This is a genomic window from Streptomyces saintjeani (genome assembly GCF_055409605.1).
The window spans coordinates 9722361-9735928 of sequence record NZ_CP189624.1; the positions used below are offsets into that span (position 1 = coordinate 9722361).

12 protein-coding genes are annotated in these 13568 nt (G+C 73.3%); 4 read left to right on the forward strand and 8 right to left on the reverse strand.

Annotation, left to right across the window (positions count from 1 at the left end; translation table 11 throughout):
- The first annotated feature begins 41 nt into the window (after positions 1-41).
- Entirely contained in the window at positions 42-713 is a 672-nt protein-coding gene (locus ACQCO7_RS43480) for a response regulator transcription factor (RefSeq protein WP_464077029.1), read from the forward strand.
- Positions 714-844: 131 nt separating this feature from the next.
- Here the strand turns inward: ACQCO7_RS43480 and ACQCO7_RS43485 are convergent, their stop codons facing one another.
- A complete protein-coding gene (locus ACQCO7_RS43485) occupies positions 845-2692 on the reverse strand; it encodes an amidohydrolase (RefSeq protein ID WP_464077030.1) in 1848 nt (615 codons plus the stop codon).
- 84 nt (positions 2693-2776) lie between these two features.
- On the opposite strand from ACQCO7_RS43485, the gene ACQCO7_RS43490 reads away from it, so the two are divergent.
- The 3 genes from ACQCO7_RS43490 (at position 2777) to ACQCO7_RS43500 (ending at position 5891) form a co-directional block, all read left to right on the forward strand.
- Positions 2777-3817 carry a LacI family DNA-binding transcriptional regulator gene (locus ACQCO7_RS43490; protein WP_464077031.1) on the forward strand — a complete coding sequence of 347 codons (1041 nt, stop codon included), beginning with the start codon at positions 2777-2779 and terminating at the stop codon, positions 3815-3817.
- Between the two features lie 198 nt (positions 3818-4015).
- Positions 4016-4900, forward strand: a complete 885-nt coding sequence (locus ACQCO7_RS43495) for an aldo/keto reductase (RefSeq protein WP_464077032.1) — start codon at positions 4016-4018, stop codon at positions 4898-4900.
- Between the two features lie 358 nt (positions 4901-5258).
- Entirely contained in the window at positions 5259-5891 is a 633-nt protein-coding gene (locus ACQCO7_RS43500) for a phosphatase PAP2 family protein (RefSeq protein ID WP_464077033.1), read from the forward strand.
- A gap of 153 nt (positions 5892-6044) precedes the next feature.
- Here the strand turns inward: ACQCO7_RS43500 and ACQCO7_RS43505 are convergent, their stop codons facing one another.
- From ACQCO7_RS43505 to ACQCO7_RS43535, 7 genes are read right to left on the reverse strand one after another with little or no spacing between them, the layout of a single operon-like run.
- Entirely contained in the window at positions 6045-7352 is a 1308-nt protein-coding gene (locus ACQCO7_RS43505) for a glutamate-1-semialdehyde 2,1-aminomutase (RefSeq protein WP_464077034.1), read from the reverse strand.
- A complete protein-coding gene (locus ACQCO7_RS43510) occupies positions 7349-7900 on the reverse strand; it encodes a dTDP-4-dehydrorhamnose 3,5-epimerase family protein (RefSeq protein ID WP_464077035.1) in 552 nt (183 codons plus the stop codon). Before ACQCO7_RS43510 ends, ACQCO7_RS43505 begins: the two co-directional genes overlap by 4 nt.
- Positions 7897-9087 (reverse strand): polysaccharide pyruvyl transferase family protein, encoded by a 1191-nt coding sequence (locus tag ACQCO7_RS43515; protein ID WP_464077036.1) that lies wholly within the window; start codon positions 9085-9087, stop codon positions 7897-7899. The genes ACQCO7_RS43510 and ACQCO7_RS43515 overlap by 4 nt, the downstream gene beginning before the upstream one ends.
- On the reverse strand, positions 9084-10031 hold the full coding sequence (locus tag ACQCO7_RS43520) for a glycosyltransferase family 2 protein (protein ID WP_464077037.1): 948 nt from the start codon (positions 10029-10031) through the stop codon (positions 9084-9086). The genes ACQCO7_RS43515 and ACQCO7_RS43520 overlap by 4 nt, the downstream gene beginning before the upstream one ends.
- Complete coding sequence (locus tag ACQCO7_RS43525) at positions 10028-11281, reverse strand: hypothetical protein (protein ID WP_464077038.1); 1254 nt, start codon at positions 11279-11281, stop codon at positions 10028-10030. The genes ACQCO7_RS43520 and ACQCO7_RS43525 overlap by 4 nt, the downstream gene beginning before the upstream one ends.
- Complete coding sequence (locus tag ACQCO7_RS43530; RefSeq protein WP_464077039.1) at positions 11278-12555, reverse strand: DUF4910 domain-containing protein; 1278 nt, start codon at positions 12553-12555, stop codon at positions 11278-11280. Before ACQCO7_RS43530 ends, ACQCO7_RS43525 begins: the two co-directional genes overlap by 4 nt.
- A complete protein-coding gene (locus ACQCO7_RS43535; protein WP_464077040.1) occupies positions 12543-13568 on the reverse strand; it encodes an NAD-dependent epimerase/dehydratase family protein in 1026 nt (341 codons plus the stop codon). The genes ACQCO7_RS43530 and ACQCO7_RS43535 overlap by 13 nt, the downstream gene beginning before the upstream one ends.

Here is a 13568-nt window from a genome sequence, read left to right on the forward strand (position 1 = left end):
TCGATACGCCGACGATAGGCGCGCCCTCCTAGCCTGGACCCATGCGTGTCTTGATCGTCGAGGACGAGCCCTACCTGGCGGAAGCCATCCGTGACGGCCTGCGGCTGGAGGCGATCGCGGCCGACATCGCCGGGGACGGCCACACGGCGCTGGAACTGCTCGGCGTCAACGCGTACGACATCGCCGTGCTCGACCGCGACATCCCCGGCCCGACCGGCGACGAGGTCGCCGCGCACATCGTCGCCTCCGGCAGCGGCACGCCGATCCTGATGCTGACCGCGGCGGACCGCCTCGACGACAAGGCGTCCGGGTTCGGACTCGGCGCGGACGACTACCTGACGAAACCGTTCGACCTGAGGGAACTGGTCATGCGGCTCAGGGCGCTGGACCGCAGGCGCGCGCACCACAGGCCGCCCGTGCGGGAGATCGCGGGCCTGCGGCTGGACCCGTTCCGCCGGGAGGTGTACCGGGACGGGCGGTACGTCGCGCTCACGAGGAAACAGTTCGCGGTGCTGGACGTCCTGGTCGCCGCCGAGGGCGGTGTCGTCAGCGCCGAGGAACTCCTGGAACGGGCGTGGGACGAGAACGCGGACCCGTTCACCAACGCCGTACGGATCACGGTGTCGGCGCTGCGCAAGCGGCTCGGGGAGCCGTGGCTGATCGTGACCGTGCCGGGGGTCGGGTACCGGATCGAGGGAGGGGGGCGCGGATAGGGAGCCGCTGCTCTCCCGCCGCCCGGGTCGGCAGCCGTGAGGCGGGCCGGGACGAGGTACGGCCGGCCGTCTCCCGCACCTACCCCCTCCGGGAGGCACGGCACGAGCCGGACGTACGCCGCCTGCCGGGATCAGTGACCCTGACAGCAGCCCCCCACCCGGCCCGCCCCGAGCGCGCCCAGCCGCCGGGCCGCCTCCGCCCGCGCACGCCCCGCCCCGGACCCGGCGTCGTGAACCACCCGCCCGGCGACGAGGGTGTACCGGACGGCCGTCCCCCGGATGTCGTTCACCGGCACCCGCGTGAGGTCCCGGTCGAGCACCATCAAGTCGCCCCGCAGACCCGGCCGCACCGCCCCGGAGGCGTCGTCGTGCAACTGGTACGCCGCGCCCGCGGTGTGCATGACCAGCGACTGCGTACGGGTCAGCCCCTCGGCGGCGTTCAGCGGAGGCTCGTCCCCCAGGGGATCGCTGCGGTCGATCGCGGTCGCGAGCTGCGTGAACGGGAGCAGCGGGTCCACCGGCCAGTCCGAGCCGCCCGCCAGCCGGACCCCCGCGCGGGCGAGGCTGCGGGCCGGGTACAGACGGGCGTACCGCTCCGGCCCGATGTACGGCCGCAGCGCGTCGAGGGTGAACGCGGTCGGCGCGGCCCACTGCAACTGCATGCTCGCCACGACCCCGGCGCGGGCCAGCCGGCCGTAGTCGGCGGGGTGCACGAGCTGGAGGTGGGTGATGGTGTGCCGTTTGCCGCGGCGACCGGGGCGGGCGACGGCCTCGTACGCGTTCAGGGCCGTGCGTACGGCGCGGTCGCCGATCGCGTGGGCGTGCAGCTGCCAGCCGTCCGCGTCCAGGGTGCGGACGAGCGCCCGGTAGTCCTTGTCGCCGACGTGCAGCTCGCCGCGGTGATCGGTGGGTCTGCCGTCCGCGTCCAGGTACGGGGTCAGCAGGGCGGCCGTCTGCGCGGGGAACTCCATCACGCCGTCGAGGAACACCTTCGCGGTGGTCAGGCGCGGCGCGGCCGGTCCGGCGTACCGCGTACGGAGGTCCCGCAGGTACTCGGCCGCCTCGTGGGGCTTCCTGGCGAGGCCGGCGTCGAGCACCAGGGCGGGGGTGATGCGCTGCGGGAGCAGGCCCTTGGCCATGAGGGCGGCGTACGTCCGGATACTGTCCTCGTCGCTCGACGCGTCCATGAACGACGTGATCCCGGCGGCCAGCAGCGCGTCCGCCATCCTGGCCCGGGCCGCTTCGAGGCGGTCCGCGCTCGGGGGCGGGATCACGCGGGAGACCAGGGCCTGCGCGTCGTCCTTGAACAGGCCGGTCGGCTCGCCGGCACGGTCGCGGACGATCTGGCCGCCCGGCGGGTCCGGGGTGGTGCGATCGACGCCCGCGAGAGCCAGCGCCCTGGTGTTGACGAGGCTGTTGTGGAAGTCCGAGCCCTGGAGGTGGATCGGGCGCCGCGTGTTCAGCGCGTCGAGCAGCGTCCGGTCCGCGACCGTGCCGGCGGGCAGCAGGCCGACCGGGTTCCAGTCGGTCACCTGGAGCCAGCCGTCCGGCTCCTGCGCCGCCGTCGCGTCCAGCATCTCCTGGAGCCTGGCCCGGAACTGGGGGACGGTCAGGCTCTCGTTGCGCAGCGAGGGGTTGAGTGACTGGGCGGCGGCCCCGAGGGGGTGCATGTGCCCGTCCTGGATGCCCGGCATGACGGTGCCGCCGCGGGCGTCGACGACCACCGTACGGGGGCCGATACGGCGGCGGATCTCCGCGTCGGAGCCCACCGCGAGGATCTTTCCGTCGCCGCCGACGGCCACCGCCTGCGCACAGGGGCCGGACCCGGTGAACACCCTGCCGTTCACGACGGCGGTCGCGACCCGGACGCCGGCCGCCCGCGCCGGCGTGGCCACCGCGAGCGCACCCGCACCGGCCGAGGCCAGGAACGTACGCCGTCGCAGGGGGCCGTACGCGGGTTTCCCGAAGGCATCTGACATGTCATCACTCCTCAGCCGGCAGCCGGTGTCGCCGGTAGGCTGAGTGATTAACTTCTTAACCACAAGTGGTAGCCGGGGGAGCGGATGGCGAGTTCACGCGCCTGGCGGCGCCCCACGCTCGGCGCCGTCGCCGTACGCGCCGGGGTGTCCACGGCCACGGTGTCCAACGCCCTCAACGGCACCGGCCGCCTCTCCGAGGAGACCCGGCGCCGCGTCCTGGCAGCCGCCCGCGAACTCGGGTACGCCCCGGCCGGCACGGCCCGCGCCCTCGCGCGCGGGGACACCGGGGTGCTCGGCCTGACCATGACCACGTACGGCGACCTCCCCGTCCCGTACACCGCGATCCCGTACTACGCGCACCTGACCCTGGGCGCCATGGCCGCCGCGCACGAACGCGGCTACCTGCTCCTCGCCCTGCCCAGCTCCATGTCGCCGTGGATGTGGCTCACCACCCCCATGGACGGTGTCATCCACGTCGAACCCCGCGCCGACGACCCCGTCCGCGCGATCCTCCGCGAGCGCGGCATCCCCATGGTCAGCGAGGGACGCCCGCCCGTACCCCACCACGGCGACGCGTGGGTCGACGCCGACAGCGCGACGGGCCTGCGCCTCCTGCTGGACCACCTCGCCCACGCCGGCGCCCGGCGCATCGGGCTCGCGCTGCCCCTCCACGACGACGCGTACCCGCAGCTGGCGGCGGAGGCGTACCGGTCCTGGTGCGCGCAGCACCACGCACCCGCCCTGATCGAGGAGTTCACGCCGCGGCGCTACCCCGCGGGGGAACAGGAAGCGGTCGAGCGCCTGCTCCACCACACCCCGGACGCCGTGATCGGCCTCTACTCCGACTCCGGCCACACGATCCTGTCCGCCGCCCACCGCCACGGCCTCCGCGTCCCCCAGGATCTCCTCGCGGCCTGCGTCAGCGAGGACCCCGGGTACGCCACGACCACCCCACCCGTCACCACCCTCACCCTGCGCCCCGACTTGCTGGGTGCCGAAGCGGTGGATCTCCTGATCGCGGTGATCAACGCCCGCGGCGGGGTGGACCGCCACCGGCTCGTCGAGCCGGTGCTGATACCTCGCCGGTCCACACGGCGGGGGGTCGGTCCAGCACCAGGCACATGATCGTCAGGGGCCGGCGGACCCGCCCGCCCGGGGGTCCCTGCCAGTACCCCTCACAGCGGTGACTCCCACGGGCCGGCGAGCCTCGGTTGGATACGAGGTGACCTTCGGCGGCGAACTCTGCGTACGGCACAGGACGGAGGCTCCGATGACCGACCAGGAAAGCGACCGCACACCCCCCTACCGACCTACGGTGGAGTCATGACCAGTCTTCAGCTGAACAACGGCGTCATCATGCCCGCCCTCGGCCTGGGCGTCTTCCAGTCCGCCCCCGAGGAAACCACCGCGGCCGTGGAGGCCGCCCTGGCGACGGGCTACCGCCACATCGACACGGCCGCCGCCTACGGCAACGAACGCGAGGTCGGCGAGGGCATCCGCCGCTCCGGCCTGGACCGCTCCGAGGTGTTCATCGAGACCAAGGTCTGGGTGAGCGACTACGGGTACGACGAGACCCTGCACGCCTACGACAAGTCCGCGCGGAAACTCGGCGTCGACCGGATCGACCTCCTGATCCTGCACCAGCCCGCCCCCAAGGACTTCGACCGCACGGTCGCCGCCTACCGGGCCCTGGAGAAACTCCTGGCCGACGGCAAGGTCCGCGCCATCGGCATCAGCAACTTCATGCCGGGCCACCTCGCGGAACTCCTCGACCGCACCGACGTCGTACCGGCCGTCAACCAGATCGAGCTGCACCCCTACTTCGCCCAGCCCGAGGTCCAGAAGGCGGACGCCGAGCACGGCATCCTCACCCAGGCGTGGTCCCCGATCGGCGGCATCACCTTCTACCCGGGCTGGGGCGAGCACCGCAGGAGCGTCCTCACCGACCCCGTTCTCCGCGAACTCGCCGACACCCACGCGAGGACCCCGGCCCAGATCATGCTCCGCTGGCACCTCCAGCAGGGCCGCTCCGCCATCCCCAAATCCACGAACCCCACCCGCATCGCCGAGAACTTCGCCGTCTCCGACTTCACCCTCTCCACGGCCGACCTCACCCGCATCGACACACTCGACACGGGCGTACGCAACGGCCCGGACCCCGACGAACGGGACCCGCTGAGTTTGGGGCTCACGATTCCCGAGGCGTGAGCGGGACCCGCCTGCACGGACCTGGTCAGCAGACCCTGGGTCGTCGCGGCCGGGGGCGATGTTCTCGACCAGCCCTTCTATGCCGACGGCACGATCGCCACGGCCGGCGGTTGCCTCGCCTCGCACTACCTCGCCGGGTGGATCATCGCGCGCCTCAAGGGGCACGAGGCCGCCGAGAGCGCGCTGCGCCATGTCGCGCCGGTCGGGGAGAAGGAGGAGTACGTCGAGCGGGCGTGGCGCAATATCACGCCGTATCTCCCGACTCCGGCACTGACGGGACGACCCCCGCGTTAGGGTGACGAGGGGATACGACGAGGGGGGCTCCAGTGTCAGTGGTCCGACGGCGGAGCGGTGACCTGTGACCCCGGCCCTCCCCCCTCCCTTACGCCGCTGGCTCGGGCTGACCGCGATCCTCGCGGCGCTGGTGGTCGTCGTCCTCGCGATCCTGTACGCCGGTGACAGCGAACCCGGCGGCGCGGACGCCCCGATCTCGACGGCACTGGAGAAGGCGGGCCCGGGCTGGCGGGACGTCGCCCTGGCCGTCGACTTCCTGGGCGAACCCCTCGGCTCCGCGCTGCTGGTCGGCGCCGTCCTGACGGGCTGTCTGCTGCTGCGGCTGCCCCGCGCCGCGCTGCTCGTCGCCCTGGCCGTCGGCGTCAGCGTGGTGACGGCGACACTGCTCAAGCACGTGGTGGGCCGCACGATCCACGGCCCCGGCAACCTGTCCTACCCGAGCGGCCACACCGCGTTCCTCACGTCGCTCGCGCTGGCGGCGGGGCTGATCGCGGCAGGCCGACTCGGGCTGGGCAAGGCGGCGGGCCTGGCGCTGGTCCTGGGCGCCGCGCTGGTCGCGGGCGCCGTCATGGGCTGGGCGCAGGTCACGCTGGGCGCGCACTACCCGACGGACGTCCTCGGCGGCTGGTGCACGGCACTGACGGCGACACCGGCGACGGCGTGGACACTGGACACGGCCCGCCACGGACGCCGCTGAGGGCACGGGGGAGGGAGCACGGCCGGGGCAGAGCGGCCGGGACCACCCTCACACCCGCGACCCGGCCTCCGACGCCGCTCACCTCACACCCGTTACCCGGCCTCCGACGCCGCACCCCTCACACCCACGCCCCAGCCCCCGGCACCTCTCACCTCACACCCGCCTCCGAAACACCGGCTTCACCGCCCGACCCCCCATCCACGGCTCCGGATCCCCCGCGTCCAGCGCCTTCCGGTACACCGCACATGCCTGCCCCACCACCTCCACCGTGCAATCCACGTCCCCCTCGGTCAACGCGCTGCTCACCACGAACGACGGTGCCAGCACCCCGCCCGCGAGCAGGCACCGCAGGAACAGCGTCCGGTACTCCTGCGAGGGCCGCCCCTCCGTGTCGAGCGTCGCGAAGACCAGGTTGCTGGCCCGCCCCCGGACGAGGACGTGCTCCCCGACGCCCATCCCGGCGGCGGCCTCCCGCACCCCTGCGGCCAGGCGTTCCCCGAGCGCGTGCAGCCGGGCCGTGATGCCCTCCTCGACGTACACGCTCTGCACGGCCATCGCGGCGGCCAGCGCATGCGTCTCCGCCCCGTGCGTGGTCGACAGCAGGAACACCCGGTCGCCGGAGCCCCGCAGCCCGCCCAGCTCCATCAGCTCCCGGCGCCCGGCGAGCGCGGAGACGGCGAAGCCGTTGCCGAGGGCCTTGCCGAACGTCGAGAGGTCGGGGACGACCCCGTACAGCCCCTGCGCCCCCGCCTCGGACCACCGGAACCCGGTGATCATCTCGTCGAAGACGAGCACGCACCCGTACCGGTCGGCGAGGTCCCGCAGACCGGCGAGGTACCCGGGCGGCGGCTCCGTGTGGGTGGCCGGTTCGAGGACCAGGCAGGCGATGTCGCCGTCGCGGGCGAGAAGCGCCTCCGTGGCGGCGAGGTCGCCGTACGGGAACGACACCGTGAGGTCGTTCGACGGGATGCCGGCGGACATCGGTGTGGTCGTGATGAACCAGTCGTCGGCGGAGAAGAAGGGGTGGTCGGCGCAGAGGGCGACCCGGGACCGGCCGGTGGCGGCGCGGGCGAGGCGTACGGCGGCGGTCGTCGCGTCGGAGCCGTTCTTCGCGAACTTGACCATCTCGGCGGTCGGCACGGTCGCGAGGAACCGTTCGGCGGCCTCGACCTCGACGATGGACGGCCGCACGAACCCCGCACCCCGGTCGAGCTGGTGACGTACCGCCTCGGTGACACGCGGGTGCGCGTGGCCGAGGCTGACGGAGCGCAGCCCGGAGCCGTACTCGACGTACCGGTTGCCGTCGACGTCCCACACGTGGGCCCCGCGCCCGTGGCTGATGACCGGCGCCAGGTTCTCGGGGTACTGGTCGTCGCCCTTGGCGTAGGTGTGCGCGCCGCCGGGGATCAGGGTGTGCAGCCGCTCGTTGGCCTGCCGCGACTTCTCGGTGCCCACGGTCATCCCTCCAGCCGCTTGAGGACCTCGGCGAGCCCGGGCGCCTCCCGGTCCCGGGGGGACATCGAGGTGGCGGGCAGTGGCCAAGGTATCCCCAACTCCGGGTCGTCGAAAGCGATCGTGACGTCCTCGGCGGGATCGTGCGGGCGGTCGATGCGGTACGACGTGTCGGCGGTTTCGGTGAGCGCCTGGAAGCCGTGCGCGCACCCCGCCGGGATGTACAGGCTCGCCTGGGTCTCGCCGGACAGCTCGAAGAAGGCCCGGTTCAGGTACGTCGGCGAGGACGCCCGCAGGTCCACGACGACGTCGAAGACCCGCCCGGACGAGCACCGCACCAGCTTGGCCTCGCCCGCGCCCGCCCGCAGATGCAGGCCGCGCAGCACCCCGCGCACCGACCGCGACAGACTGTCCTGCACGAAGGCGTCCGGGTCGATGCCCACCGACCGGACGACGTCGGCGTCGAAGGTGCGGCAGAAGAAGCCGCGTTCGTCGGCGTACGGCGTCGGTTCGAACAGGTACGCGCCGGTGATCTCGGGGACTGCGGTCGCTTTCAAGGAGCCTCCTGGCTGGACGGGTACAGGACGGTGGTCAGGGCGGCGAACTGGTGCTCCAGGCGCCGGGAGGCTTCGAGGTTGCTGTCGGCGAGCGTCCGCCGCACCTCCGCGGAGCGCTTCTCCAGCTCCCGGAACTGTTCGAGGAGCCGGTCGGCGTCGACGGCGCGCGCCGGATGGCAGTACGGGCCGAGCCCCATCGACGCCATGAGCGCCTCGCTCTTCGCGGCATAGCTGAGCGCGAGGACCGGCGTACCGGTCTTCAGGGCGCAGATCAGATTGTGGTACCGGACGGCGACGACGGTGTCGGCCGCCGCCATCTCCGTCATCAGGTCGGCCAGCGAGGCCGGTTCGGCGGCGCTGACCAGCGGCGAGTTGACCGCGCCGAGGATCGCGGCGACCACCGACGCGTCGCACGTGTCGCCGGTCAGCAGCCGCACCGGCCGCCCTTCCCCGACGAGCACCCGCACGAACCGGATCGTCCCGTCGAGATACCGGCCGTGGATCTCGTCGGCCCGCGCGCGGTCGTCGTTGCCGCCGTGGAAGTCCATGACCCCGACGCACACCGTCCCCGAGGACGCCGCCGCCACCGGCACCGGCAGCGAGAACGCGAGGTCCGGGTAGACCTCGTCCCGGGAGGTGTCGACCCCCATCGCCCGCATCGCGTCGCGCGCCCTGCCGTCCCGGTACGAGCGGTACGCCGCGAGCCGCGCCGACCACCGCACCAGCGCCCGCGTCGGCCGGTTCCCGATCTCGGCGGCGCCGACGCAGACCAGCGCGACCCGCGTCCCCAGCAGCCGCCCGCTCGCGCAGAGCAGGAACAGCGCGTACGGGAACCCCCACGGCCGCAGCGGCAGCGTCGCTTCCAGGACGCCCATCCCCGGCACGATCACCACGTCGTGCCGCCGCACCCAGGCGGCCGTACGGAAGATGTCGACGGCCTTCCCGAACCCCTTCCCGGCGATCGCCCCCACCCGGGACGCCGTCCGGTACTCGCCCCGGTACCAGTGCAGCCGGGTCGCGGGGATGCCGAACCTCGCCGTCACCGCCTCGGGACCGCCGCACAGCGCGTCCACGGTCACCGACGGATGCCGGTCCCGCAGATACGCGAGGACGGCCTCCAGCGACCCGTCGTTGCCGAGGTTCCCGGAGCCGAGCAGCCCGAACACCCCGACGCGCACCGGCTTCACGCCCGCCGCCCCTCACGCCCGGCGACCAGGTCGTCCACGGAGACGGACAGCTCCGACGGGTCGACCGGCGCCCGGTCCTCGACCCGCTCACCGCCGCCCGTCCGCGCCCGGCTCGTCATCCACGCCGCGAGATGCCCGAAGCACGCCCGCCGGTCCGCCGACGACAGCGGCGCCCGCCGGATCGCGGAGGCGAACCCCCACACGTACTCGGCGAGCAGCCGGGGCGTCGGGTGCAGCGGCCCCGCCCGGCGCGGGTCCAGGTTCACGCACCGCGCCCGCTTCGACGGGTTCGCGCGCTCGGCGCGGGTCGGGTGGTCGCGGCGGAAGTACAGCAGCTCCGGCACCTGGTGGAAGCGTCCGTGCAGTGCGATCTCGGCGACGAACGTGCGGTCCGCGTGGTGGTAGCTGTCCATCGGCTTCACCCGCCGCAGCGCCTCCGCCCGGATCACCCCGTAGAAGTCGTCCCCGCCGGGCTCGAACAGCATGCTGCGAAACCGCTTCGGCGCGTCCGGCGACGCGGTGTCCAGGGTGTATGTGTACGGCACCTTCACCTGGCCGTCCTCGTCGATGACCGCTTGGTCGGCGTGGGCGAGGATGACGTCAGGGCGCTCGTCCAGCGCCTCCACGCAGCGCTTGAGCAGGTCACGGGCGTACAGGTCGTCGTGCGAGGCCCACTTGAACAGCTCGCCCCGGGACTCCGCGAAGACGTGGTTGTGGTTCGGCGTCGCCCCGATGTTCCGGGGGAGGCGCAGATAGCGGATGCGGGAGTCCTGCGCGGCGTACTTGCGGCAGATGTCCTGCGTCCCGTCGGCCGAGGCGTTGTCGGAGACGATCAGTTCGAAGTCCTCGTAGGTCTGGCCGAGCAGGGCGTCGAAGGACTCGGCGAGGTACTCCTCGCCGTTGTACACGGGCAGGCCGATGCTCAGCCTCGGGCGGGCGGTCATGGCGTCCTCACTTCGGGAATCGGATCGGGACGGCGCTCGCGCAGGGCGGTCCGCAGGTGCAGCCACCACACGGCCGAGCTGGTGACGGTCGCGGCGGCGACCCCCCAGGCCGAGCCGACCGTGCCGGCCAGGGCGGCGCCGCCGAGGCCGCCGCCGACGTAGCAGGCGGAGGCGAAGAGCTGGGCGCGCAGGCTGCGCCGGGCCGCGCCGAGCGCGCGCAGCCCGGCCGCCGCGCCCGTGCCGAGGCCGGCGCCCGCGACGCCGAGGGTGATCGCCGCGATGAGCCCGGACGCGGAGTGCCACACGTCGCCGAGCGCCACCTCGCCCAGTCGGCCCGGCATCAGCAGCAGCGCACCGCCCCACAGCAGCGCGCCGACGGCCTGCCCGCCGCCCAGCAGGAGACAGAACGACCTGAGCCGGTGCGGGGCCTGCCGCAGCACCCGCGCCGCCTCCGGCACGGTCACCAGCGACAGCCCCATCAGCACGGCGAGGAACGGCCCCATCAGCAGCTCCGCCCCCCGCACCGCGCCCACCGCACCGACCCCGGCGATCGCGCCGAGGCCGTACGCGCGCAGCTGGCTCGCCCCGCTGAGGCTGACGTTCTCGACCAGGTACCGGTAACCGAGGTCGCGTTGCTCACGCAGCCAGCCGCGTGCCAGGGTCACCCGGGGAAGGATGCCGGACTGGAGGTAGCCGTACCCGGCGGCCACCGTGGCCGACGCGCCCCAGGCCAGCACGAACGCGGCCACGCTCCCCACCCGGGCCGCGACCAGCAGGGCCGGGACCAGCGCGACACCCCACACGACGTCGTTGACGAACGCCTTGCGCCCGGCGCCCGCCGCGAAGAACGCGTACCGCCACGCGTCCTGGAGCAGCAGCCCCGGCAGCATCACGCCGAGACACGCGAACGCGGGCCCCACGCCGCCGCCGAGCGCGAGCCCGGCGACCACCGACACCGCGCCGAGCGCCGCGCCGACGCCGAGCGCCGTCCCCGTCGACCGGGCCACCGCGCCCCGCCACGACCACTCCGGCCCACCGCTGAACCGCACGACCAGCGGATCGGTCGCAAGGCCCCGCGAGACGTTGAGGACCACGCCGTACGTCACCCACGCGAGGCTGAACACGCCGAACGCGGTCACCCCCAGCGAGCGCGCCACGTACAGGCCCACCGCGAAGTTGCTGATGCTGGAGGCCGCCTGGTCGGCGAGCCCCCAGGACAGCCGCTTCACGAACCCCCGGGCCGGCGTCATGCCTTGATCAGACCCGCGTCGCGCAGCGCGTCCGCCGCCGCGACGACGGCGGCGAACTCCAGCCCGGCCCGCTCGGCGACGTCCAGCAGCGAGTGCTCCCCGTCGGAGAGGCTCAGCACCCACAGCATCGCCATTTGCGCCTGCTGCGCGTCACTGCGCCCGCCGAGCGAGTCGTACAGCCCCCGGCGCCCCAACTGCGGTTCCCCGTACGGGCTGAGGTTCACGTACCGCCGGTTGCGGTCCAGGACCCCGAACGCCTCCCGGCACACGGCGAGGGTGTCCTCCATCGCCGCCGGGGACACGAAGTCCAGGTCGTCCGCCGAGGTGTGGTACTCGGGGTACCCGGCGTACGGGGTCCGGCTGAGCGAGCCCACACCGAGGTCGAAGCCGGGGGAGCAGTACTGGCGCTCGTCGTAGCCGTACGGGGTGAACTCCTTGATCAGATGCGGGCGTTGCGACAGCACGTGCCGCATCACCCGGTCGATCTCGGCGTCCCCGCGCCGGCTCTTCTTGTACGTCAGCCGCCCCGAGTCCCCGGCGCAGGCCAGCACCAGCCCGTGCTTGACCCGGTCGATCCGTTCCGCGTTGCGGGCCAGCCACGTGATCGCCCCGATCGTGCCGGGCGCGTAGATGAACCGGTAGGTGTAGTACGGCTGTTGCTCGGCCAGCGCCTTCGCCAGGTACGTCGCGACCGCGATGCCGGCGAGGTTGTCGTTGGCCAGCGAGGGGTGGCAGACGTGCGAGGAGACGATCACCTCGTCGGACACCTGGCCGGGGATCACGTGTTCCGCGTAGGTGAGGTGGCCGTCGGCGAGCGTGGAGTCGATCCGCACCTCGTAATCGCCGTCGGGGAGCGCGTCCAGGGTGTCCTGGGCGAGGCAGAAACCCCAGGTCGGCTTGTAGTAGCTGGTGCGGTACGGCACCCACGACGGGTGCTCCGGCAGGGTGTGCAGGTGCTCGCGGAGTTCCGCCAGCGGCATGGTCCGCGCCACCGGCACGCTGTAGCCCAGCACATGGAGGCTGGACGCGGCGAAGTCGACGACCCGTCTGCCGGTGGCGTCGGCGACGTAAGCGTCCCGGATGTTCCACTCCTGCGGCACCGTCCAGTCCAGGACCTGCGTGCCCGTCGGCACCTCGTGGACCTCCAGCGGCACGTGCTCGCCGACGATGTCCAGCGTCGCGCGCACCCCGTCGCCGGTGATGCTCCGGCACAGCGGGTACAGCCGCTCCACCAGCGCGTACATCTCCTCGCCGGGCGCGCTCACCGGCGCCACCGCAGAGTGTCGTCGACCGTGCCCGCCTCGGACGCCGCGCGCAGCACCGCGAGCCGGGTGAAGCGCTCCTCGAAAGCCTCCCGGGTCAGGCCGTACCGGCGGTAGGCGTCGGCGAGTTCGAGCGCGCCGCGCTTCACCGACCACTCGTAGCCGAAGCCGGGGATCGCGGCACGGAACCGGGAGAAGTCCACCCGGTACGAGCGCGGGTCGGCGCCGGTCTCGCCGGTGATCCGCACCTTCGACCCGGCCACCGCCTCGGCGACCTGCCCGGCGATATCGGCGACGGTGACGTTGTTGGCCTCGCTGCCGATGTTGAACGCCCGGTCGTGCACCGCCTCCTGAGGTGCCGTCAGCGCGGCCGTGAACGCGCGGGCGATGTCCGCCGCGTGCACCAGCGGACGCCAGGGCGTCCCGTCCGACAGCACCAGCACCTCGCCGGACAGCAGCGCGTGCCCCACCAGGTTGTTCAGCACGATGTCCGCGCGCAGCCGGGGCGAGAACCCGAACGCGGTCGCGTTGCGCATGTACACCGGGCTGAAGCCGGAGTCGGCCAGCGTGTGGAGGTCGTCCTCGACGCGCACCTTGGACTCCGCGTACGGCGTCACCGGGCGCAGCGGCGCGTCCTCGGCCACCAGGTCGTCGCCGCCCGCCGCGCCGTACACGGAACACGTCGACGCGTACAGGAACCGCCGTACCCCCGCGTCGCGGGCGAGGCGGGCCAGGTGGACGGAGGCGTGGTGGTTGATGTCGTAGGTGAGCTGGGGCGCCAGCGAGCCCAGCGGGTCGTTGGAGAGAGCGGCCAGGTGGATCACGGCGTCGAAGCCGGCGACGTGGCCGGCGGTGACGTCGCGCAGGTCCACGCGGTGGCCCGGCGGGTCGGCGGGCGCCGGGCCCAGCACGCAGTCGGCGAACAGGCCCGAGTCCAGGCCGGTGACCTCGTGCCCGGCGGCCGTGAGGACCGGGGCCATGACGGTGCCCAGGTAGCCCTGGTGCCCGGTCAGCAGTACACGCAC